The following is a 20076-nucleotide window of genomic DNA, read 5'->3' as shown; positions in this document are numbered from 1 at the left end:
TACAGTCTGACCGCGAAAGAGTGCCGCATCGGATTCGAAGCAGAAACGGGTCCTGACGGCGGCAACGGTCATCCGGTCCATTAACCCTGCCCGCGCCCGGCCCGCCCGGTCAATGGATGGAGCCGGTTTGCCACCGTGTGGAAGACTGCGGGCATGGAAATCCGTCCCGCCGCGTTGCTCGGCGGCTCCTACCATGTGCGCAGGGCAGAGCGCGACGACGTCGGTCCGATCGTTCGGCTGCTGCTGGCCGACACGCCGTCGCCGCCCCCGGCCGATGCGCCGGGCGCCCATCCCCTGGAGCCGTATCTGCGTGCTTATGCTGCCATTGCCGCGGATCCGGCCAATTTCCTGGCCGCGGTCGAGGATCCGGGAGGGCAGATTGCCGGGACACTGCAGTTGACCCTGATCCCCTGCCTGGCTGTCGGCGGGGCAACCCGGTTACAGGTTGAAGCCGTCCATGTGCGGGCTGATCTCCGGTCCAACGGGCTTGGTGCGGCCATGATGGACTGGGCGGTTGCCGAAGGCCGGCGGAACGGTGCCACGTTGGTCCAACTCACCTCCAATGCGCGGCGGGAGTCCGCGCACCGCTTTTATTCACGGCTCGGCTTTGAAGCCTCGCACCTCGGATTCAAGCGTGCCCTGCCGCCGCTGCCATAACGCGCGTTGACTACCGGTTCCCTGCACTGGCACTGTCGTGCCCAAGAGTTGGAGGGCACCATGCCGGAATCACCTGCCATTGCGGATCAGTTCACCGTTGTTTCTGCCAATCAGGCCTCGCGTGCAGACCTTGACGCAGTGTTCGGGGCACGCGGGGAACCGCACCGCTGCCAGTGCCAGTGGTTCAAGACCAGCGCGGACCAGTGGCGGAGCATACCGGTGGAGGAACGCGCGCGCCGGTTGGAGGAGCAAACGGGCTGCGGGGATCCGGATTCCCCGACCACGGGGCTGGTGGCCTACCTGGGCGAGGAGCCCGTGGGATGGTGCGCCGTCGAACCCCGCACCGGTTACCCGCGCCTCCTGCGCTCCCGGGTGCCATGGACGGGACGCGAGGAGAACCGGGCTGACGCCGGCGTCTGGTCGGTGAGCTGTTTCGTGACCCGCACGGGCTACCGTCGCCGCGGGGTGAGCTACGCGCTGGCCGCAGCCGCGGTGGATTTTGCCCGCGAGCGCGGCGCCTCGGCCCTGGAGGGCTACCCGATGATTACCGAACCTGGCCGGACCGTGACGTGGGACGAATTATTCGTGGGCAGCCGCAGCGTTTTCGCCGCAGCGGGATTTGAACAGGTCAGCCATCCCACGCCGCGCCGGGTGGTGATGCGGATCGATTTCCAACCCGCACCACCCTCCAGCGGCTAATCGATGTAGCGCAGTCCCGCCGCTTCAAGCGGTCCCCGCATCGAGTACATGTCCAGTCCAAGTTCCCCGGCGGCGAGGCGTTCGCGTTTGGCCGCCTCGTTGTCCTCCCGCTTCCGGGACGCCTCGGCAACTTCTCCGGCACGGTCGGCAGGAACGACGACGACGCCGTCCACATCTGCAACCACCACGTCGCCGGGGTTCACCAGGGCGTTGGCGCACACTATCGGAACGTTGACCGAACCCAGGGTCGCCTTGACCGTCCCCTTGGAGTTGATGGCACGCGAGAACACGGGAAAGTCCATCTCCTCTAAAGCCGCGGCGTCACGGCAGCCGCCGTCGATCACCAGGCCAACACCGCCGCGTGCACGTACCGATGTAGCCAGCAGCTCGCCGAAGAAGCCGTCTTCGCTCTCCGTGGTGCAGGCCGCCACCAGCACGTCGCCGGGCTGGAGTTGTTCAACGGCCACGTGCAGCATCCAGTTGTCCCCCGGCTGCAGCAGCACGGTCACCGCCGGGCCGCAGAGTTTGGCGCCGGGGTAGACGGGGCGCATGTAGGGGCGCATCAGCCCCAACCGGCCCATGGCCTCGTGCACGGTACTGGTCCCGTACGGGGCCAGAGCCTCGACGTCGGGCTGCGGGGCACGGGTGATGCTGCGGTGGACCACTCCGAGTTCATGCATGGGTGCTGCTCCTTTGGGGTTCACGGCCCTGCCGGGTCAACAGCGCATCCAGGCGCGGATAGACGGCACGGGCATTGTTCTCGCGGATATCGGCAAGTTCCTCGCCGGTCAGGCCGGCTGCAGCCAGGTACCGCCCGGTGTCATCGAAGTTGAACCCGGTGCCCGGGTCGACGTCGCGCACCGCTCCGATCATCTCGGAGGCGAAGAGGATGTTCCGGGTGGGCATCACCTCCAACAGCAGGTCGATGCCGGGCTGGTGGTAGACGCAGGTGTCGAAAAAGACGTTGTTGAGCAGGTGCTCCTCCAGCGGCGGCTTCTTCAGTGCCATGGCCAGCCCGCGGAACCGCCCCCAGTGGTAGGGCGCGGCGCCGCCGCCGTGCGGAATAACGAACTTCAGCTCCGGGAAGTCCCTAAACAGGTCCCCCTGGATCAGCTGCATCACCGCGGTGGTGTCCGCATTGAGGTAGTGGGCGCCCGTGGTGTGGAAGGCAGGATTCACGCTGGTGCTCACGTGGATCATCGCCGGCAGGCCGTACTCAACCATCTTTTCGTAGATCGGGTACCAGGAGCGGTCCGTCAGCGGAGGGGCGGTCCAGTAGCCGCCGGAAGGGTCCGGGTTGAGGTTCAGCGCCACGGCACCGTATTCGTTGACGCAGCGTTCCAGTTCCGGGATGCAGGACGCCGGGTCCACTCCGCTTGACTGCGGCAGCATGGCGGCCGGAGCAAAACGGTCCGGGAAGAGTTGGCTGACCCTGAAGCACAGCTCGTTGCAGATGGCCGCCCACGCGGCAGACGTGGTGAAGTCCCCTACGTGGTGTGCCATGAAGGAGGCCCGCGGCGAAAAGACGGTCAGGTCGATACCGCGTTCGTCCATCAGGCGCAGCTGGTTCGCGGAGATGCTTTCCCGCAGTTCATCGTCGCTGATGACCAGGTCCGCCGGGTTCGGAGCAGCCGTTCCGGGGTCGGCGAGCGCAGCGATCTGCCGGTCCCGCCAGTCGCCCAGGGCCGGCGGTGCGGTGGTGTAGTGGCCGTGGCAATCGATGATCATCGGGTGTTCTCCTCTGTTGCTGCCGCCTGTTGGAGACGGCGCGGGACAAAAACTTCGCCGGCCATGATCAGCCGGGCGGTGCGCAGCAGCGCGGATTTGGTGACGTGCTGGGGGTCCTGCGGGTCGAGCCCGAGTGCCACAGTGAATTCACCGGAGGGGTGCTCCACCGAAACCGTGAGGTCCGCTCCGGGGCGGGCATCCGCAACGGTGCTGATTTCCCGTGCCACCGTGCCGTCAATGACGCATGCGGTGGCAGCGGTGACGGCGGCCAGCACGCCAATGGATTCGTGGCAGACATGCGGGATGAAGCTGCGGGTGGTGATGGTGCCGCCGTGTGCAGGCGGGGCTATCAGTGTCATCTTCGGGTAGTTCTTGGCGGTGACGTCTCCCAGTCCCATTAGCTGCCCGCACTGGAGCCGCAGTGCTTCAAGGCTTCGTTTCAGCTCTTCGTCTTGGTTCAACTCGGCGGCGGATTCGTAGCCGGTGCGGCCCAGGTCCGCTGCCTGGACCATCACCAGCGGTTGGCCGTTGTCGATGCAGGTGACGCGGACCGGGCCCGCGCCGTCGAGAACCACCGTGTCGCTGGCGTTGCCGGTGGGAAGCAGGGAGGCACAGACGGAACCGGCCGTGTCCAGGAAGTTGATGGTGACGGCCGCCGCCGTACCGGGAACACCGTCGATCCGTGTCTCCCCGCCGTACTCGACAAACCGGCCCTGCTCCCCTGCCGGCGTCGGGATGCTGATCTCGGCCACCATGCCCGTGTTCAGCGTCAGGACCCGGGCAGTGGTGGTATCCCCGCCGGGCAGGAGGAGGCCGGACTCCACGGCGAACGGCACGACGGCGGCGAGCATGTTTCCGCAGTTGGCCGTGGTATCCACGGTGTCGGAAGTCGGTTGCAGCTGCGCGAACTGGAATTCCAGGTCCACCCCGTCCCGGCTGCTGACGTCCACGATCCCCACCTTGCTGGTGAGCGGATTGCCGCCGCCCAGCCCGTCAATCTGCAGCGGGTGGGGAGACCCGAGGGCGGCAAGCAGCACCTCGTCCCGGCTTTCGCCATGCAAATCAGCCGGCAGGTCGGCGCGGCGGAAGAACGGTCCGCGGGAGGTCCCTCCCCGCATGAACCAGCAGGGGATGCCGAACTGACTGCCGCGGACGGGACCCGGCACCAAGGACTCTTCTGTGGTCTGCACCACAAGAATGTACCTCGTCAACCAGATTGTTGACAATAACGGTGACAACCTCAGGCGCAGGAGCCACAGGGCGTTTGTCCGCTAGGCGTACTACACGGCTTAGTGCCCGGACGCAGAGGCTGTCCGGCGGATGGCATCGGCAATGCTCGCCATATGGGTTTCCATCATGCGGGCAGCCTGCTCGCCCTGCCCGGCGCAGATGGCCTCAATGATTTCCACGTGTTCCGGCAGCGAAACGTTGGCACGTCCAGGCTGGACAGCCAGCCGGAACTGGTGGCGCACATTCTGCGCCCGCAGCCTTTCGATGGTGGCTCCGGCGGTTCGCTGGCCGCTGATTTCCACGATCCGCCGATGGAGCCTGGAGTTGATCTCCGAGTAGCGCATCAGTTCTCCGGCCTTTACGGCGGACGCCATGTCGTCGGCCATCTGCCGGAGTTCGGAGACCTGCCCGGCGTCAATCCGCTCCGCTGCCTTGCGGGCACACAGCGCCTCCAGCACGCCGCGGACCTCAATGATCTCCACGGCTTCTTCCACGGGCACCGACCGCACGCGGGCCCCCCGGTTCTGCACCCGCTCCACCACGCCCTCGACGGCGAGTTCGGCAAGGGCGGAGCGGACCGCGCTGCGGCTCGCCTTGAACTGCGTGCACAGGTCCGCCTCCACGAGCCGCTGGGACGGCACCAGCTCGCCGTCAAGAATTGCCGTGCGGATTGCGTCCGCCACCTCCGCAGCGTTACTCGTGGTCGCTGCTGCATCTGCTGTCATTCGAAGCTCCTCGGCGAAACGGCACCCCGCCCGCCCTCATTTTCAGTGTCACGCCAAGTTATCACTGCATCACCGTCTCCCAGCCCCCGCCGGGCGGCCGCGGCTTGGAATTGTTGACAATCATGGCAATAATCGGCGGACAGCTACGAGAGGACACAACCATGACTGCGGTGACCGTACTGGGCCTGGGCGAAGCCGGACGCCTGTACGCCCTCGGCCTGGCGGAGGCCGGGGCGGACGTACGCGGCTATGACCCGTATACCGACGCACGCGATGCAGGCATCCGCCAGTTCGGCTCGCTCGCCGATTCCGTTGACGGAACCGATCTGGTCATCAGCCTGGTCGGCGCCGCCGCTGCCCGCAGTGTCGCGGAGCAGGCACTGCCGCTGCTTCCAGTCAACGCAGTGTTCGCGGATTTCAACACCGCCGGCCCGGAGGACAAAGCCGGACTCGCCGAACTCGCCGCAGGCTACGGGGTGGATCTGGTGGACGTGGCCGTCATGGCACCGGTCCCCCGCGCCGGCAGCCGCACCCCGCTCCTCGTCAGCGGCACCGCGGCGGACAGGTTTGCCGCCCTGCTGGAAGGCTTCGGCACCCCCGTGGAAACGATCCCCGGCGCCCCCGGGGCCGCGGCAGGCCGCAAACTGCTGCGCAGCGTCTTCATGAAGGGGCTGGCCGGCCTGGTGCTGGAGTGCCGGGCCGCAGGGAAGGCGGCCGGCGCGGAGGAGTGGCTCCTGGCGGAAATCGCCGGGGAGCTGGGCCCGGACGGGCCGGACCTGGTGGCCCGCCTCCTTCAGGGCTCGGAAACACACGCCGTGCGGCGTGCCCACGAGGTCGCAGACTCATTGGCATACCTCCGCGGACTGGGCACGCCCGCCTGGATGACGGAAGGTACGTTCAGCTGGCTGTCCGCACTGGCGGCGGACGGCACCGGCCCGACCTGACGGGTATTGTCTGCGAAATTGTTGACAATACCCGGGGGCGCTGATTGACTCTCAGCACTGCTTCGGGACCGGCAGGCCGGCAACGAAGCCCGTGCCGTTTGAGCAGACCGCAAAGGAAACCGCAATGCCTGATGCTTTTCGCGACGTGGCCCATTTGGGCTTCGTGGAACTCTATACCCCGGATTTCGACAAGAGCCTCTGGTTCTTCACCGAACTGCTGGCCATGCGCGAAGTCGCCCGAGAGGGCGATTCCGCCTACCTGCATGCGTGGGATGACTACGAACACCACACCATCAAACTCACCGCCCATGAGACCTCCGGCGTCGGACGACTGGGCCTGCGTGCCGCCAGCGAAGAGGCGCTGCAGCGCCGCGTCGCGGCCATCGAGGCGGCAGGACGCGGAGTCGGCTGGCACGACGGCGGTCCGGGCATGGGCAAGACCTACGCCTTCACGGATCCGGACGGGCATCCGATGGATATCTATTTCGAGAGCCAATGGCACGTCCCCACTGAGGAGTCCCGGCCGGCCCTGAAGAACCAGGCGGACCGCTTCCCGGGCCGCGGCGTGAACGCCCGCCGACTGGACCACGTCAACTTCCTGGGCGCAGACGTTGCCGAGAACGGCCGGTTTGTGGAAGAGGTGCTGGGCGGCAAGCCCACCGAACAGATCCGGCTGGACAACGGCCGGCTTTCCGGCCAGTGGTTTACCTTCTCCAACAAGTCCTACGACCTGGTGTACAGCGGTGACTGGACCGGCAGCAGCGGCCGGCTGCACCACGTCGCGTTCGCCACCGACACCCGCGAAGACATCCTCAAGGCTGCGGACATCTTCCTGGAAAACGGCATCCACATCGAGACCGGGCCGCACAAGCACGCCATCCAGCAGACCTTTTTCCTGTATGTGTATGAGCCCGGCGGCAACCGGATCGAATTCTGCAACGCCGGTGCCCGCCTGATCCTGGCGCCGGACTGGAAGACCATCGAATGGTCCGAGGCCGAGCGTGCCAAGGGCCAGGCCTGGGGCATGAAGACCATCGACACTTTCCATACCCACGGCACTCCCCCGGTGGAGCTTCCCGCCGACTGAGCCTGGCAGAACGACGGCGGCCCCTCCTTCGCGGGAGGGGCCGCCGTCGTTCGTTCTGCCGGAATCAGCGCGCCGCGTCCGGCCGGTGGCCCTTCTTGGCGAGCTGGATCTGCTCGTAGACGTGGTGGCGCAGCTCGGTGAAGCGCGGCATCCCCCGGGTCTCCAGCTGGTCGCGGTCCTCCGGGAGATCGATTCGGATGTCCTCCTGCACCACGGTGGGCGAGGAGGACAGGATGATGACGCGTTCACCGAGGTACACGGATTCGTCGATGTCGTGCGTGACGAACAGGATGGTCATGCCCAGGTCCTTCCACAGCCGCCGGGTAAGGTCCTCCAGATCGGCACGGGTCTGGGCGTCGACGGCGGCAAACGGCTCATCCATCAGCAGCACCTCCGGCTGGTACGCCACGGCACGGGCGATGGCCACGCGCTGCTGCATGCCTCCCGACAGCTGCCAGGGGTAGGACTTGGGCACGTGCTCCAGTCCCACCGCTTCCAGCGCGTCGGCAACCCGCTGCCGGCGTTCCGCCTTGGGCACGCCGGCGTTCTTCAGGGGCAGCTCCACGTTGTCCGCGACCCGCAGCCAGGGAAACAGGGAGCGGCCGTACTCCTGGAACACCACAGCCATTTTCTTGGGCGGCGCCGTCACCTTCTTACCGTCGAGCAGCACTTCGCCCTCGGTCGCTCCGAGCAGCCCCGCAATGCACTTGAGCAGAGTGGTCTTGCCGGAGCCGGAGGGACCGACCAGGCAGGCCAGCTCGCCGTGGCCCAGGTCGAAGGTGAGGTTGCGGACGGCTTCGATGGGGCCGCCGTCGGTGGAGTAGACCTTTTTCAGCCCGCGGACCGAAAGCAGCGCCTCCCCCTCGGGCAGGGTGCGCCCGGACGGTGCGGTGCCCTCCGGCGCCGGAGTGGTTTTTGCGGAGATGGCATCAGGCTGCATTTTCTACCTCTTTAAGGCCGTGGTACCAGCGCAGCACGCGCCGTTCGCACCATTGGAAGATCAGGGACAGGGCCAGGCCGATCAGGCCGAGCACCAGGATGCCGGACCACATTTCCGGGATGGCGAAGGACCGCTGGAACTGCAGGATAGTGAAGCCCAGCCCCGAGGAGGAACCGAACATTTCCGAAATGACCATAAGGATCAGGCCAATGGACAGCGACTGCCGGATACCGGCCATGATCGTCGGTGCGGCAGAGGGCAGCACCTGGTAGCGGATCCGGTTCAACCCGGAGATGCCGTAGGAACGGGTCGTTTCGTTCTGCACCGGATCAATGGAGCGCACCCCTTCGATGGTGTTCAACAGCACCGGCCAGATGCAGCCGACCACAATCACGGCAACCTTCATGCCGTCATTCAGGCCCACCAGCAGGATCAGCACCGGAACCAGCACCGGAGGCGGCAGGGCACGGAAGAACTCGAACACGGGTTCGGTGAGCGCCCGCAGCGTCCGGTTCAGGCCCACCAGCAGCCCGACGACGATGCCCAGGATGATCGCGATGGCGAGCCCGGCGAGCAGCCTTCCCAGCGACGGCAGGACATCCCCGGTGATCCGTCCCTCAAACCAGGTGGGACCGAAGACATCCACCAGGGCGGAGGGTGTGGGCACGAAGAAGTTCGGTTCGCCGCGGGTGGAAGCCCACCACAGGAGCACCAGCAGCAGGGGCAGCGCAACCACGTAGGCAAGGCTCTTGAGCGTCTTCACAGCACCACCTCTCCACGGACGGACGGATGCCAGGACAACAGGCGCTGCTCCGCCTGGCGCATCACGATATTGATCGCCACGCCCAGCAGGCCGGTGGCCAGCACCAGGGCATACATGCCGGAGATGGCACCGCCGGATTGGGCGTCCGCAATTTCACGCCCGAGCCCGGGAGAGCCGATGATCAGCTCGGCGGTGATGGCCAGGATCAGCGCCACGGAGGCCGCCAGGCGGATGCCCGTCATCAGGTACGGCAGCACGGTGGGAAACACCACGTGCCGGATCCGCTGCAGCTTGGAGAAGCCGTAGGACTGTGCCGTCTGCGTTGCCACATTGTCGACGTCGGCCACCCCGTAGAGCACCTGGATCAGCACCTGCCAGAAGCAGGCATAGATGATCAGCATCAAAGAAGATTCGATTTTGACGCCGAACAGCAGCACGGCCAGCGGGATCAGCGCCACCGACGGAACCGGGCGCAGGAACTCGATGGTGGAGTTGGTAAAGCGGCGCAGGAACGGACTCATGCCGATCACCAGGCCCAGGATGCCGGCGGCGACGACGGCGGCTGCCAGGCCGATGGCCCAGGCCATCAGGGTGTGTCCCACGGCCACCCAGAAGGCAGTCAGCCCGAAGTCCCGGGCGAGGGCGAGGATGACTTCCGAGGCAGGGGGCAGGAAGCGGGGCTGGACCAGGCCAAGCCTTGGAACCAGTTCCCAGATCAGCAGGAAGCCAAGGACCCCGACCAGGCCCAGCACCGGCTTCGGCACGGGGCGGCGCGCACCCGGCCGGGCTGCGCGTGGCTGCGCAGCCCGGCCGGGTTTCAGCACGTCAGTACTCATTACGGCAGCAACTCATCCAGCTTCGGCTCTTCACTGATCAAACCGTCACTGAGCGAAAGCTCCGCAAGCGTTTCCACGCCGGCACGGTTGATCTCCGTGGTGAAGCTGGGCAGGGTGAGTGCCTTCGCCGTCTCTGCGTCGATCTTCGTGTAGGTGAGCAGGACCTCGCGGACAGCGTCCGGGTTCTCCTCCGCGTATTCCAGGGACTTGTTCATGGCCGCCGTGAATTTCTCCACTGTTTCGGCATCATCCTCGGCCTTCGCCGACGTCGTGAAGTAGCCGGCGACGGTCAGGTCCTCCGCGGTATCCACGTAGTTGGACGCGATCGGAGTGGACCCGGCATTCTGCCCGCCCGTCAGGAAGGGCTCCACCACCTGGATGGCGTCCACCTGGCCGCGTTCCAGGGCAGCCTGCATATCGGGGAAGGCCAGCTCAACGAACTCGATGCCCGACGGGTCGCCGCCTGCCTTGCGCACGGCCGCGCGGACGGTGGTGTCGTTGATGTTGTTGAGCGTGTTCACGGCCACCTTCTTGCCCGCAAGGTCCGCCGCCGTCTCGATCCCGGCATCCGGGTTAACCAGGATGCCGCCGAAATCGGCGCCGTCCTCGCCTGTCGACGCCGCTCCGGCGGTCACCACCTGCACATCCAGGCCCTTGGACTTGGCCACCAGCATCGAGGAAATGTTGCTGAAGCCGAAGTCCATGCTCCCGCTCATGACGGCCGGAACAATGGCCGCGCCGCCCTGGGCCGGCTGCAGTTCCAGCTCCAGGCCTTCCTCTTCGAAGAAGCCCTCCTGGACGCCGAGGTAGATCGGTGCCACGTCGACGATGGGAATGACTCCGACCGTCACCTGGGTGAGGTCCCCGCCACCGGCCTCGCCGGTATCTTCGGCCTCCCCGCTGGGCGACCCCGAGCCGCAGGCGGCAAGAGCCAGGACCGCGGTGGAGGCGGCGAGCATCCTAAGAATTGGCTTCATTGTCATTCCCCGGTTTCCGTGTAAAAAGTTAGCTAGGTCACACACACGGTATTTTTGGTAAACATGATTGTCAACAATTCTTAATAACGATCGAGGAGCAGTGCCTGCCGCTCCCCGGCGGGGCCGGCGTGCAGCGGATCAGCCTTCAGGCCACCGTCCGGTCCGGAACAGTTCCTCAAGCACTGCTGTGGCCCGGGCCGGGTTCAGGCCGCGGGACTCCAGCCAGGCGTCGTCGCCGTAGGATGCGGTGTACCGGTCCCCCGAGTCGCACACAAGCGAGACGATGCTTCCGGAACGGCCGTCCACTTCCATGGCGGCGGCCAACTGCCAGACACCCCAGAGATTGGTGCCGGTGGAGGGGCCGGCATGCAGCCCGGTGAGCCGCCTCAGGTGCCGCGAGGCAGCCACGGATGCGGCATCCGGGACCTGGATCATGTGGTCGATTACCGCCGGGACGAAGCTGGGTTCCGGCCGGGGCCGGCCAATACCTTCAATTCGGGAAGGCCTTCCGGCCGCGGGCTCCCCCGGGTTCTGCCAGGCGGGGAAAAACGCGGAGTTCTCCGGATCCACCACGGCCAGGCGGGTGGGATACCGGTGATAACGGATATAGCGGCCGATCGTTGCACTTGTCCCGCCGGTACCGGCACCCACCACTATCCAGTCCGGCAGCGGGTGGTCCTCCTGGGCCATCTGGGAAAAGATCGACTCGGCAATATTGTTGTTGCCCCGCCAGTCAGTGGCGCGTTCTGCGTACGTGAACTGGTCCATGTAGTGCCCGCCGGTGCTGGCCGCGACGGCCTCCGCGGCGGCGTATACCTCGGAAGGCTCCTCGACGAAGTGGCAGCGCCCGCCGTAGTGCTCGATCAGCCGGATCTTCTCCGCACTGGTGCTCTGCGGCATCACGGCCACAAACGGCAGTCCCAGTAGTTGGGCGAAGTAAGCCTCCGAGACAGCGGTGGAACCGCTGGAAGCCTCCACGATGGTGGTGCCCTCGGTGATCCAGCCGTTGACCAGGCCGAAGAGGAAGAGGGAGCGGGCCAGCCGGTGCTTGAGGCTGCCGGTGCGGTGGGTGGACTCGTCCTTCAGGTAGATCTGCACGGACCAGCCGGCCGGGACCGGAACCTGGAACAGGTGCGTGTCCGCCGAGCGTGCCCCCTCGGCCTCGATGCGGCGGATGGCGGTCTCGGCCCAAGTGCGGTCCGGAAGCGTAAGAGTGTTCACGGTTCAAGCCTACGTTCGGTTGCGCACCTGCTGGATTGTCCGCCCCGGCACCAGCCCCCTTCGCTCAACCGCGCGGCGGCGGCACCGGCTGCAGGTGCCGTCGTCGTTAATGCGTCAGAATGCATCGGGTTCTTAGGGAAAGGGCTATCCCGCGGACGGGCGCACTGTTATGGTCATCCGCATGGGAACACTGATATTCGAGTAGCGCTGCGCGCTCGAAACCCACCGCAGACACCATCCATTAGAGCTTGTTGAGGCGCTGCCTCCGAGCCCGTCCGTCTGCCCCGCAAAGCCTCCCGGTAGAACCGGTGTGCGTTTCGCATGCCCGGACGGTTTCCCTGACATAACCTCAACGGCCAAGAGCCATTGGAGAACACCATGCGTGCACCTAAAAAGCCCGAACCCGAACAGCCCGTACTGCCGCCGGTCCAAATCCATCTCGCTCCGGCGGCCGAAGCGCGGCTGAGCGAGGCGAGCGCACAGCAGCTTGCCTCCGCTCCGGAGACCGCCCTGCCCGGCTGGCAGAGTCTCGGCAAGGGCCACAAGCCCACCCGCGCGACCACGAAGCAAGGCCCTCGGGAGCGAAAGGTCCGGTGGTAAGAACGCACGGCCGCCCCGCCCTTCGCGGGCAGGGCGGCCGCCCCAACTTCCCGCATGGGGTCCGCGGATAGGTGGCGCATGCAACCCGAATCGCTGCACCTGTCTGGCGGGTACCGTGCCGTTCGGGCAAGCTGAATGGGGAGGCGAGAGCCCACCGCCCCGCCCCGCCCGCGAAAGAGCGGCGGAAAGCATAATTTCCAGGCGGGCAGATGGCAAATTGGGCCGCCGCTCCGCCAGGGGCGTGGCAGAAGCCACGGCGGAGTGGTCCGCAATACGTCGATATCGTTAATTCCGGTGCCTGATGGGCACTCCCCCATGTCCGCACCGCCGCGGGCCGCTGCAGGAGTACCGGAAGTGGGCGCCGAAATGCCGGAACCGCGGTCCCGGAGCTAGAACCTCAACGAAGCGGAGACGTAATGCCCCACAAAATCATCCTGGATTGCGATCCCGGGCATGATGATGCGGTCGCCCTGCTGCTGGCACACGGCAGCCCGGAGATCGACCTTCTGGCGGTGACCACCGTCGTCGGAAACCAGACCCTGGAGAAGGTGACACGTAACGCACTGGCAATTGCCCGTGTCGCAAATATCACAGGCATTCCCTTCGCCGCCGGCTGCGACCGGCCCCTGGTCCGAACCATCGAAAACGCCCCGGACATCCACGGCGACTCCGGCATGGACGGCCCCGAGTTGCCCGAGCCAACCCTCGAACTGGATCCCCGCCACGCGGTGGACCTGATCATCGACACGGTCATGGCACATGAGCCGAACACCGTCACCCTTGTCCCCACCGCAGGCCTGACCAACATCGCCATGGCCGTGCGCAAGGAACCGCGCATCGCCGAACGGGTCAAGGAAGTTGTCCTGATGGGCGGCGGTTACCACGTGGGCAACTGGTCCGCCGTGGCCGAGTTCAATATCAAGATCGACCCCGAAGCTGCACACATCGTCTTCAACGAGAAGTGGCCGCTGACCATGGTCGGCCTGGACCTCACCCACCAGGCACTGGCCACCGACGAAGTGGCCGAGCGCATCGCCGCCGTCGGCACCAAGCCGGCCAAGTTCGTCGGCGAACTGCTCGAGTTCTTCGGCGAGGCGTACAAGGACGCCCAGGGCTTCGACTTCCCGCCCGTGCATGACCCGTGCGCCGTCGCCTACGTCATCGATCCCTCCGTCATGACCACCCGGCGCGTGCCGCTGGACGTGGAACTGACCGGCACCCTGACGCTGGGCATGACTGTGGCGGACTTCCGCGCACCGGCTCCCGCTGACTGCAACACATCCGTAGCCGTCGACCTGGACCACCGGAAATTCTGGGACCTGGTTGTCGACGCACTTCAGCGCATTGGCGAGGTTGACCTGTGAGTGAAACCGCCCGCCGGCGGGTAAGCGTCGGCGCACTAATGGCGGCTCTGCTGGCCGCCTGCGTGGCGTTCCAGCTCAACGCCTCCATGCTCTCCCCCGCCCTGTTCACCATCGAGCAGGAGCTGGACACCACTCCGGCTGCCGTCGCCCTGACCCAGACCGCATTCTTCACCGCAGCCGCCTTGTTCTCCCTGTTCCTGCCCCGACTCGGCGACATCGTCGGCCGCAAGAAGGTCCTCACCGGCATGCTGGTGGTCCTGACCATCGGCTCCGTGATCGCCGCCCTCGCACCGAGCATCGAGGTACTGTTCCTGGCCCGCCTGATCCAGGGCGTCTCCGGACCCACCGTTGCGCTGTCCATGATCATGCTGCGCGTGGAGATCCGCGACCCCAAGCTTTACGGCACCCTGATGGGTGTCATTGCCGCAGTCAACGGCGGCATCGCCGGCGTTGATGCCATTGCCGGCGGCTATCTGGCGCAGAACCACGGCTTCGCGTCAATCTTCTGGTCCATGGCCGTCGTCGGCGTCATCGCCGCCGCCCTCGTCATCGCCGTCGTACCGGAGTCCCGGGCCGAGAAGAAGGAAAAGATGGACTGGGTGGGCGTTGTTCCGCTGGTCATCTCGGTCGGCACCCTGCTGACCGCCTTCAACGAGGCCGGCAAGTTGGCGGAGGCCAACTGGCCGCTGGTCATCGGCCTGATCGTCATTGCCGTCATCGCGTTCACGGTGTTCTGGAAGGTCGAAAACCGCACCGAACAGCCGCTGATCGCCACCTACCTGTTGAAGCAGCGCTCCACCTGGGCCCTGCTCCTGACCACCGTGCTGACCATGACCGGCGTCTTTGCCGTCATGAACGGCATCATCCCGGCCCTGGCACAGGACGGTGCCGTGGGCTTCGGGATGGGCGCCGAAGAGTCCGCCTGGTGGACCATCACTCCGTACGCCCTCGCGGGCCTCGTCGTGGGCCCGTTTGCCGGGCGGCTGGCAGGCAGCTGGGGTTACGCCAAGGTGCTGCGGATCGGCACTATCGGCTCGGTCATCGCCCTGGCCCTGATGCTCCCTGTTGTCGGCAGCGATTCCCGGCTGGGACTGCTGGCCATTTCCATCCTGGTTGGCATCACCTACGCCGGCATCGGCAACGTCATGCTCAGCGGCCTGGGCGTCATGCTTTCCCCCAAGGAAAACCCCGGCTTCCTGCCCGGCCTCAACGCCGGCGCGTTCAACCTGGGCGCCGGCCTGAGCTTCGCCGTGATCTACGCGGCCAAGACCGCCACCACCGTTACGGACGGATCCGGGACCGAAGGCTACTACGGCGGCATCATTGCCGGCGCGGTCATTCTGGGCCTGGCCCTGGCCTCGTCTTTCCTGATCCCCAAGCCTGCTGTCACCGCTGATCCGGCGGCTGCTGAACCGACCGCCGGCCGAGCCAAAATCGAGGTGCACTCGTGACTGAAACCGCCCGCCGGCGGGTAAACGTCGGCGCACTAATGGCCGCCCTGCTGGCCGCCTGCGTGGCGTTCCAGCTCAACGCCTCCATGCTCTCCCCCGCATTGGTCAGCATCGAGGAGGAACTGGAAACCACCTCGGCGGCAGTCGGACTGACGCAGACCGCGTTCTTCACCGCCGCCGCGCTGTTCTCCCTGTTCCTGCCTCGCTTGGGCGACATCATCGGCCGCAAGAAGGTCCTGACCGGCATGCTGGTGGTCCTGACCATCGGCTCCGTGGTCGCCGCCCTGGCCCCGAGCATTGAGGTTCTCTTCATCGCCCGACTGATCCAGGGCGTTTCGGGACCGGTGGTTCCGCTGACGCTGATCATGCTGCGCGTGGAGATCCGCGACCCCAAGCTGTACGGCACCCTGATGGGCGTCATCACCGCCGTCAACGGCGGCATTGCCGGGGTCGACGCCGTCGCCGGCGGCTACCTCGCGGAAAACCACGGGTTCGCCTCAGTCTTCTGGGCCATGGCCATTGTCGGTGCGGTCGCCACGGCCCTGCTCTTCTTCCTGGCCCCCGAATCCCGGGCCGAGAAGAAGGAAAAGATGGACTGGGCGGGCGTTGTTCCGCTGGTCATCTCCGTGGGTACGCTGCTGACCGCGTTCAACGAAGCGGGCAAGCTGGGGGACGCCAACTGGCCGCTGGTAATCGCCCTGATCGTCATCGGCATTCTCGCCTTCGTGGCGTTCTGGAAGGTGGAGAACCGCACCGAGCAACCGCTCGTGGCAACCTACCTGCTGAAGCAGCGCTCCACCTGGGCCCTGCTCCTGACCACACTGCTGACCATGACCGGAGTGTTTGCCGTCATCAACGGCATCATCCCGGCCCTGGCGCAGGACGGCGTCGTCGGTTTCGGCATGGGCGCCGAGGAGTCCGCCTGGTGGACCCTTACGCCGTACGCCCTTGCGGGCCTGCTCCTGGGCCCCCTCGCCGGCCGGCTGGCCGCCAGCTGGGGTTACGGCAAGGTGCTGCGGATCGGCCTGGTCGGCTCCGTCATCACCCTGGCCCTGATGCTCCTGATGGTCGGCAGCGACTCCCGGCTGGGGCTGCTGGGCGTGTCCGTGCTGATCGGCATCACCTATGCCGGCATCAGCAACATCATGCTCAACGGACTGGGTATCGTGCTCTCCCCTCGGGAGAACCCCGGCTTCCTGCCCGGCCTCAACGCCGGTGCCTTCAATCTGGGCGCGGGCCTGAGCTTCGCCGTGATCTACGCGGTGAAGACGGCGGCCACCCCGGCCGACGGCGCCGGCTCCACCGGGTACTACGCCGGTATCATTGCCGGTCTGGTCATCCTGGCGCTGGCCCTGGCCACGTCCTTCCTCATCCCGAGGCCCGCCGACGCCGAGGTTGACGCCGCCGAGGCCGAGACCGACCACCGCTGACCCCGCACGCCACCCAAGGAGAATCCCTGCATGTCCGCCGGAAAAGTTGTAGTTGTCGGCTCGCTTAATGCCGACCTGACCGTCCGCACCGACCGTTTCCCCTCCCCCGGGGAAACCCTGAACGGTTCGGAACTGGTCATTGCCCCGGGCGGCAAGAGTGCCAACCAGGCCGCTGCCGCTGCCCTGCTGGGTGCCGAGGTGCGACTCTTCGGCGCCGTGGGGGCCGACGGGCACGGGGATCTGCTGCTCGAGGCGGCTGCGGGAGCCGGCGTAGACGCCTCCCGCGTCCTGCGCCGCACCGGCACCGCGACGGGCACAGCCATGATCGTGGTGGATGCAGCCGGGGAGAACACCATCATCGTCTCCCCCGGTGCCAACGGCACGGTCACCGGCGCCGAGCTCCCGGCGGACCTGTTCGACGACGCCGCAGTGCTCTGCCTGAGCCTGGAGGTGCCGCTCGAAGCGGTGACCGCCGCGGCACAGGTCGGGCACGACGCCGGTGCGCAGGTGCTGCTGAATCTCTCGCCGTACCGGGAGGTTCCCGCCGAACTGCTGGCCCTGACCGATGTCCTGCTGCTCAACGCCCACGAAGCGGCGCTGGTCACTGGACTGTCCGATCCGGCGTCGGACTGGGAACGGGTCATCGCCGCCCTGGCCCGCCTTGGTGTGCGCCGCACCATCATCACGCTCGGCGGCGAGGGCGCCGTCGTACTGGACGGCACCGCTACCGGTGCGGACCGTGTTGTTGCAGTCGCTCCCACCCGGGTAACCGCGGTGGACACCACCGGGTGCGGGGATGCGTTCACAGCCGGCACTGCTGCGCGGCTTGCCGCCGGCGATTCGCTGGTCCAGGCCGCCGAGTTTGCGGCGCGCGCCGGCGCCCTGGCCGCTACCCGCGAGGGCGCGCAGTCCTCGTATTCGGCGCTGGCGGAAATGGTGGGCTGACCACTTACCCCGTCCGTCCAAGGGCCCTGCGTCTGAGCCATTTGCCAGATGCAGGGCCCTTTCCCGTTCATCCTTCGGCGAGTTCGTTCGCCGCCGACGTCAGACTATGCTGGCAGGTACTGCGGCGCATCCGCCGCGGACTCAGCCGGCTTTATGGGGGAAGCATGTCCGAACAAGTGCCGCAGGGCACCAACAACGCCAACAGTTACAATTCCTATGCCTATCCCGGAGCCCCGGGCGTGCCCGGGCCTGCAGCAGCGGGGGTCGCGCCGAAGCGGCCGAAGCAGGTTGATTCAGCTTTCGTGCTGCTGATGGTCACTGTGGCCCTGACCGTGCTGAGTGTCCCCGCGGGCATCTTCATAGCGAACGCGGACGGCAACACGGTCACTGCCGAAGGCGTCGTCTTGTTGGTGGCGCTGGGCGTCATCTGCCTCGCTTTCACTCTGGTAGCCGCCATCTTCATCCGCAAGGGCCATAACTGGGCGCGGATCCTGCTTGCCGTCTACACCGGTCTTTCAGTGCTGTCCCTGTTCACCGGCACTAATCTGCTGGGCTGGTGGGGAATCCTGGCACTGGTCGTGGCCACGGTGATGGTGTACCGGAAGCCGTCGCCGGCGTATTTCAAGGAAATGAGCCAGTACCGGCAGCATAAAGCGCTCAACCAGGCCTAATAGCCACCTCTGCAGCGCAGTGAAGGCGGCGCCTCCCGATCGGAGGTGCCGCCTTTTTGCGCTGGTGCTAGGGCAGCATCCGGAGGACGGGTTATCGGAGCGGGCCCGGTATTTGGCCCGCCTGCTCCCTGCCGGCCAAATGGTTCTCTGCGCTCAGGCTCAGCGCGCTCCAGCCGGAGTAGAACGTCGCGTAGGCCATGTCGTTGGCCGGCCAGTTCGGCAGGCATGTCACGTGGGCGAAGCCGCAGGCCCGCCAGTCAGGGTCCTTTTTCTGGAACCGCGTCACGTGGTAAATGACGGGGACTTGGGGCATACCGTGATGCGCGGGGGCCTGGATCGGTTTCAACCGGGCAAGCCTCCAGGTACCCGGCGCGCTTCGCCCGGTCCAGTCCAGCCATTCGAGGCACGGCATGTCGCCGGCTCTTGCCCGCCGAATTCCGGCAACGCGGAACAGTGCCATGCGCCCCTCTGCGTCCGTGTAGCTCAGGATGTCGCCGGCCACGAGTTCGGTTTCCTCATGGCGCCACGGCCGGCGGAGCTTCATTCGGGCCGGTTGCGGCCCGGTGAGCTGGTCCCGCAGTTCCTGGAGGGCCGCCACACGTTCGGCCAGTTCGTCCGGACCCGCTTCCTCCCACTCCTCGAGGCGGCTGCCCTGATCGATCACATCAAGCGCGGCGGCTTTCACCTCGTCGTCGAGCCTGCCCACCTGGGACTGCGCCGCCGCGAGCGCCACCCACAACTCGGCAGCGTTGTCCTCTCGCAGCAGATAACCGAACGATTCGATGACTAGGCGCGTCGCTTCCTCGTCCGGAATCTGGTCCTCGAGATGTTCGCGGTACTCCCCGCGAATGTCCGCCGCCGTGTCATTGGCAAAAATGCCGCTCCCCCATGCACCCATGCGGCGAGTATTGCAGATAAATGAATTTACGGGGCGGAAGCCGGTTGGACCTGCTCAGCTCCCGAAAGCTCCCTCAAGGAAATGCCGGTTTGCTTCGGCCCGCTCCAGGAGATCCTCCCTGGTGAAGTACTTCCGGTCGAACTCTTCCCAGTCGCCGACGAACATGGTCCATTCGCCGTCGACCTGAACCGGCCAGCAGCGGCGGACCCAGTTGAGCTTTTCGCGGATGTTGTTCCGGTTGGCCGGATCGGTGCTGGTGTACTGCAGGACGGTGCAGTTGTGGATCATCTGCTCTTTGTCCGCGTCCCGTTCCAGGAACTCTTCGTCGCTCCAGCGCTCCAGCACCAGGCGCGTGGCCCACATGAATTCACCGTGGGTCACCAGGAGGACGTTGTCGCGGGCGTTTTCGCGGTGCAGGGTGCTCAGGATGTTCCGCACCCGGTTTTCGGCGACATTGGCAATGGATTCACCGGCGGGCGGAGCCCAGTACAGCGGATCGCTTTCGCGGTAGGCGGCGTTCTGCGAGTACTTCTGCGCGAAGTCCTGCTTCGACATGGATCCAATCTCGCCCCAGGAACGCTCGCGGATGACCCGGTTCTCTTCCCAGCGCACATCCAGCCCGAGGTGCGCGGCGGTCTCGCGGGTCCGGGTGTAGACGGAGACCATGGCACGGTCGAATTCGATATTCTGCCGGGCGATCCATGCGCCGGCGACCTTGGCCTGCTGGACCCCGAGTTCCGTGAGCCGCCACGAACGGTCCGGGACGGTCATCGTCTCTTCGGTGTAGAGGCTCGGGTCCCCGGCCTTGGCTGCCCTTTGCATTACGTTCGCTTCACTTTGTCCGTGACGGACGAGGAACAGGTTCCGGGGCATGACCATTGGAGACTCCTAACGCGTGCGCATTGACTCT

General features: G+C 66.2%; 20 protein-coding genes and 1 pseudogene. 10 read left to right on the top strand and 11 right to left on the bottom strand.

What is annotated here, in order from left to right; genetic code table 11:
• The first annotated feature begins 153 nt into the window (after positions 1–153).
• Entirely contained in the window at positions 154–657 is a 504-nt protein-coding gene (locus tag N2K99_RS02570; RefSeq protein WP_227933776.1) for a GNAT family N-acetyltransferase, read from the top strand.
• 60 nt (positions 658–717) lie between these two features.
• A complete protein-coding gene (locus N2K99_RS02565; RefSeq protein ID WP_227933775.1) occupies positions 718–1356 on the top strand; it encodes a GNAT family N-acetyltransferase in 639 nt (212 codons plus the stop codon).
• Here N2K99_RS02565 and ligK read toward each other — a convergent pair.
• From ligK to N2K99_RS02545, 4 genes are all read right to left on the bottom strand, one after another.
• Positions 1353–2036, bottom strand: a complete 684-nt coding sequence (gene ligK / locus N2K99_RS02560) for a 4-carboxy-4-hydroxy-2-oxoadipate aldolase/oxaloacetate decarboxylase (protein WP_227922880.1) — start codon at positions 2034–2036, stop codon at positions 1353–1355. The two genes, N2K99_RS02565 and ligK, sit on opposite strands and share 4 nt — an antisense overlap.
• Positions 2029–3084, bottom strand: coding sequence for an amidohydrolase family protein (locus N2K99_RS02555; RefSeq protein ID WP_227933774.1), 1056 nt, complete (start codon positions 3082–3084; stop codon positions 2029–2031). The genes ligK and N2K99_RS02555 overlap by 8 nt, the downstream gene beginning before the upstream one ends.
• Entirely contained in the window at positions 3081–4274 is a 1194-nt protein-coding gene (locus N2K99_RS02550) for a 4-oxalomesaconate tautomerase (RefSeq protein WP_227933773.1), read from the bottom strand. The genes N2K99_RS02555 and N2K99_RS02550 overlap by 4 nt, the downstream gene beginning before the upstream one ends.
• A 99-nt stretch (positions 4275–4373) precedes the next feature.
• Entirely contained in the window at positions 4374–5039 is a 666-nt protein-coding gene (locus tag N2K99_RS02545) for a GntR family transcriptional regulator (protein ID WP_227933772.1), read from the bottom strand.
• Between the two features lie 161 nt (positions 5040–5200).
• Here N2K99_RS02545 and N2K99_RS02540 point away from each other — a divergent pair, with 161 nt between their 5' ends.
• Together N2K99_RS02540 and N2K99_RS02535 are read left to right on the top strand one after the other, a co-directional pair.
• Positions 5201–5983 (top strand): NAD(P)-dependent oxidoreductase, encoded by a 783-nt coding sequence (locus N2K99_RS02540; protein ID WP_227933771.1) that lies wholly within the window; start codon positions 5201–5203, stop codon positions 5981–5983.
• Between the two features lie 124 nt (positions 5984–6107).
• Positions 6108–7070, top strand: a complete 963-nt coding sequence (locus N2K99_RS02535) for a catechol 2,3-dioxygenase (RefSeq protein WP_227933770.1) — start codon at positions 6108–6110, stop codon at positions 7068–7070.
• Positions 7071–7134: 64 nt separating this feature from the next.
• Here N2K99_RS02535 and N2K99_RS02530 read toward each other — a convergent pair.
• The 5 genes and pseudogenes from N2K99_RS02530 to N2K99_RS02510 all read right to left on the bottom strand — a co-directional run.
• Positions 7135–7818: pseudogene (locus N2K99_RS02530) on the bottom strand (ABC transporter ATP-binding protein); the annotation flags it as partial.
• Between the two features lie 181 nt (positions 7819–7999).
• Positions 8000–8773 carry an ABC transporter permease gene (locus N2K99_RS02525; RefSeq protein WP_227922864.1) on the bottom strand — a complete coding sequence of 258 codons (774 nt, stop codon included), beginning with the start codon at positions 8771–8773 and terminating at the stop codon, positions 8000–8002.
• The gene (locus N2K99_RS02520; RefSeq protein WP_227933768.1) at positions 8770–9609 is read right to left on the bottom strand and encodes an ABC transporter permease; all 840 of its coding nucleotides are present in this window, start codon (positions 9607–9609) and stop codon (positions 8770–8772) included. Before N2K99_RS02520 ends, N2K99_RS02525 begins: the two co-directional genes overlap by 4 nt.
• Positions 9609–10586 (bottom strand): ABC transporter substrate-binding protein, encoded by a 978-nt coding sequence (locus N2K99_RS02515; protein WP_227933767.1) that lies wholly within the window; start codon positions 10584–10586, stop codon positions 9609–9611. Before N2K99_RS02515 ends, N2K99_RS02520 begins: the two co-directional genes overlap by 1 nt.
• Positions 10587–10724: 138 nt before the next feature.
• Positions 10725–11807, bottom strand: a complete 1083-nt coding sequence (locus N2K99_RS02510; RefSeq protein WP_227933766.1) for a PLP-dependent cysteine synthase family protein — start codon at positions 11805–11807, stop codon at positions 10725–10727.
• A gap of 378 nt (positions 11808–12185) precedes the next feature.
• Here N2K99_RS02510 and N2K99_RS02505 point away from each other — a divergent pair, with 378 nt between their 5' ends.
• The 6 genes from N2K99_RS02505 to N2K99_RS02480 all read left to right on the top strand — a co-directional run bounded on the left by N2K99_RS02505 (position 12186) and on the right by N2K99_RS02480 (position 18268).
• A complete protein-coding gene (locus tag N2K99_RS02505; protein WP_227922855.1) occupies positions 12186–12407 on the top strand; it encodes a hypothetical protein in 222 nt (73 codons plus the stop codon).
• 416 nt (positions 12408–12823) lie between these two features.
• Positions 12824–13771 (top strand): nucleoside hydrolase, encoded by a 948-nt coding sequence (locus N2K99_RS02500; RefSeq protein WP_227922853.1) that lies wholly within the window; start codon positions 12824–12826, stop codon positions 13769–13771.
• Complete coding sequence (locus N2K99_RS02495) at positions 13768–15222, top strand: MFS transporter (protein WP_260554726.1); 1455 nt, start codon at positions 13768–13770, stop codon at positions 15220–15222. The genes N2K99_RS02500 and N2K99_RS02495 overlap by 4 nt, the downstream gene beginning before the upstream one ends.
• Positions 15219–16652 carry an MFS transporter gene (locus tag N2K99_RS02490; RefSeq protein WP_260554725.1) on the top strand — a complete coding sequence of 478 codons (1434 nt, stop codon included), beginning with the start codon at positions 15219–15221 and terminating at the stop codon, positions 16650–16652. Before N2K99_RS02495 ends, N2K99_RS02490 begins: the two co-directional genes overlap by 4 nt.
• A 30-nt stretch (positions 16653–16682) precedes the next feature.
• Positions 16683–17597 carry a ribokinase gene (locus N2K99_RS02485; protein WP_227933765.1) on the top strand — a complete coding sequence of 305 codons (915 nt, stop codon included), beginning with the start codon at positions 16683–16685 and terminating at the stop codon, positions 17595–17597.
• Between the two features lie 164 nt (positions 17598–17761).
• Complete coding sequence (locus tag N2K99_RS02480; protein WP_227933764.1) at positions 17762–18268, top strand: hypothetical protein; 507 nt, start codon at positions 17762–17764, stop codon at positions 18266–18268.
• Positions 18269–18359: 91 nt separating this feature from the next.
• Here N2K99_RS02480 and N2K99_RS02475 read toward each other — a convergent pair whose 3' ends face one another.
• Positions 18360–19166 (bottom strand): DUF4259 domain-containing protein, encoded by an 807-nt coding sequence (locus N2K99_RS02475; protein WP_227933763.1) that lies wholly within the window; start codon positions 19164–19166, stop codon positions 18360–18362.
• A gap of 54 nt (positions 19167–19220) precedes the next feature.
• On the bottom strand, positions 19221–20045 hold the full coding sequence (locus tag N2K99_RS02470) for a histidine phosphatase family protein (RefSeq protein ID WP_227922844.1): 825 nt from the start codon (positions 20043–20045) through the stop codon (positions 19221–19223).
• Between the last annotated feature and the right edge of the window lie 31 nt (positions 20046–20076).

It is taken from the genome of Arthrobacter sp. zg-Y1110, from assembly GCF_025244865.1.
GTDB lineage: Bacteria > Actinomycetota > Actinomycetes > Actinomycetales > Micrococcaceae > Arthrobacter_B.
Note: the sequence above shows the minus strand (reverse complement) of the source record. Positions and strands in the feature narration are given on the sequence as shown.

Coding starts and splice junctions, on each gene's coding strand:
- N2K99_RS02570 (WP_227933776.1), top strand. CDS start 154: ATGGAAATCCGTCCCGCCGCGTTGCTCGGCGGCTCCTACCATGTGCGC.
- N2K99_RS02565 (WP_227933775.1), top strand. CDS start 718: ATGCCGGAATCACCTGCCATTGCGGATCAGTTCACCGTTGTTTCTGCC.
- ligK (WP_227922880.1), bottom strand. CDS start 2,036: ATGCATGAACTCGGAGTGGTCCACCGCAGCATCACCCGTGCCCCGCAG.
- N2K99_RS02555 (WP_227933774.1), bottom strand. CDS start 3,084: ATGATCATCGATTGCCACGGCCACTACACCACCGCACCGCCGGCCCTG.
- N2K99_RS02545 (WP_227933772.1), bottom strand. CDS start 5,039: ATGACAGCAGATGCAGCAGCGACCACGAGTAACGCTGCGGAGGTGGCG.
- N2K99_RS02540 (WP_227933771.1), top strand. CDS start 5,201: ATGACTGCGGTGACCGTACTGGGCCTGGGCGAAGCCGGACGCCTGTAC.
- N2K99_RS02535 (WP_227933770.1), top strand. CDS start 6,108: ATGCCTGATGCTTTTCGCGACGTGGCCCATTTGGGCTTCGTGGAACTC.
- N2K99_RS02520 (WP_227933768.1), bottom strand. CDS start 9,609: ATGAGTACTGACGTGCTGAAACCCGGCCGGGCTGCGCAGCCACGCGCA.
- N2K99_RS02515 (WP_227933767.1), bottom strand. CDS start 10,586: ATGAAGCCAATTCTTAGGATGCTCGCCGCCTCCACCGCGGTCCTGGCT.
- N2K99_RS02505 (WP_227922855.1), top strand. CDS start 12,186: ATGCGTGCACCTAAAAAGCCCGAACCCGAACAGCCCGTACTGCCGCCG.
- N2K99_RS02500 (WP_227922853.1), top strand. CDS start 12,824: ATGCCCCACAAAATCATCCTGGATTGCGATCCCGGGCATGATGATGCG.
- N2K99_RS02485 (WP_227933765.1), top strand. CDS start 16,683: ATGTCCGCCGGAAAAGTTGTAGTTGTCGGCTCGCTTAATGCCGACCTG.
- N2K99_RS02480 (WP_227933764.1), top strand. CDS start 17,762: ATGTCCGAACAAGTGCCGCAGGGCACCAACAACGCCAACAGTTACAAT.
- N2K99_RS02475 (WP_227933763.1), bottom strand. CDS start 19,166: ATGGGTGCATGGGGGAGCGGCATTTTTGCCAATGACACGGCGGCGGAC.
- N2K99_RS02470 (WP_227922844.1), bottom strand. CDS start 20,045: ATGGTCATGCCCCGGAACCTGTTCCTCGTCCGTCACGGACAAAGTGAA.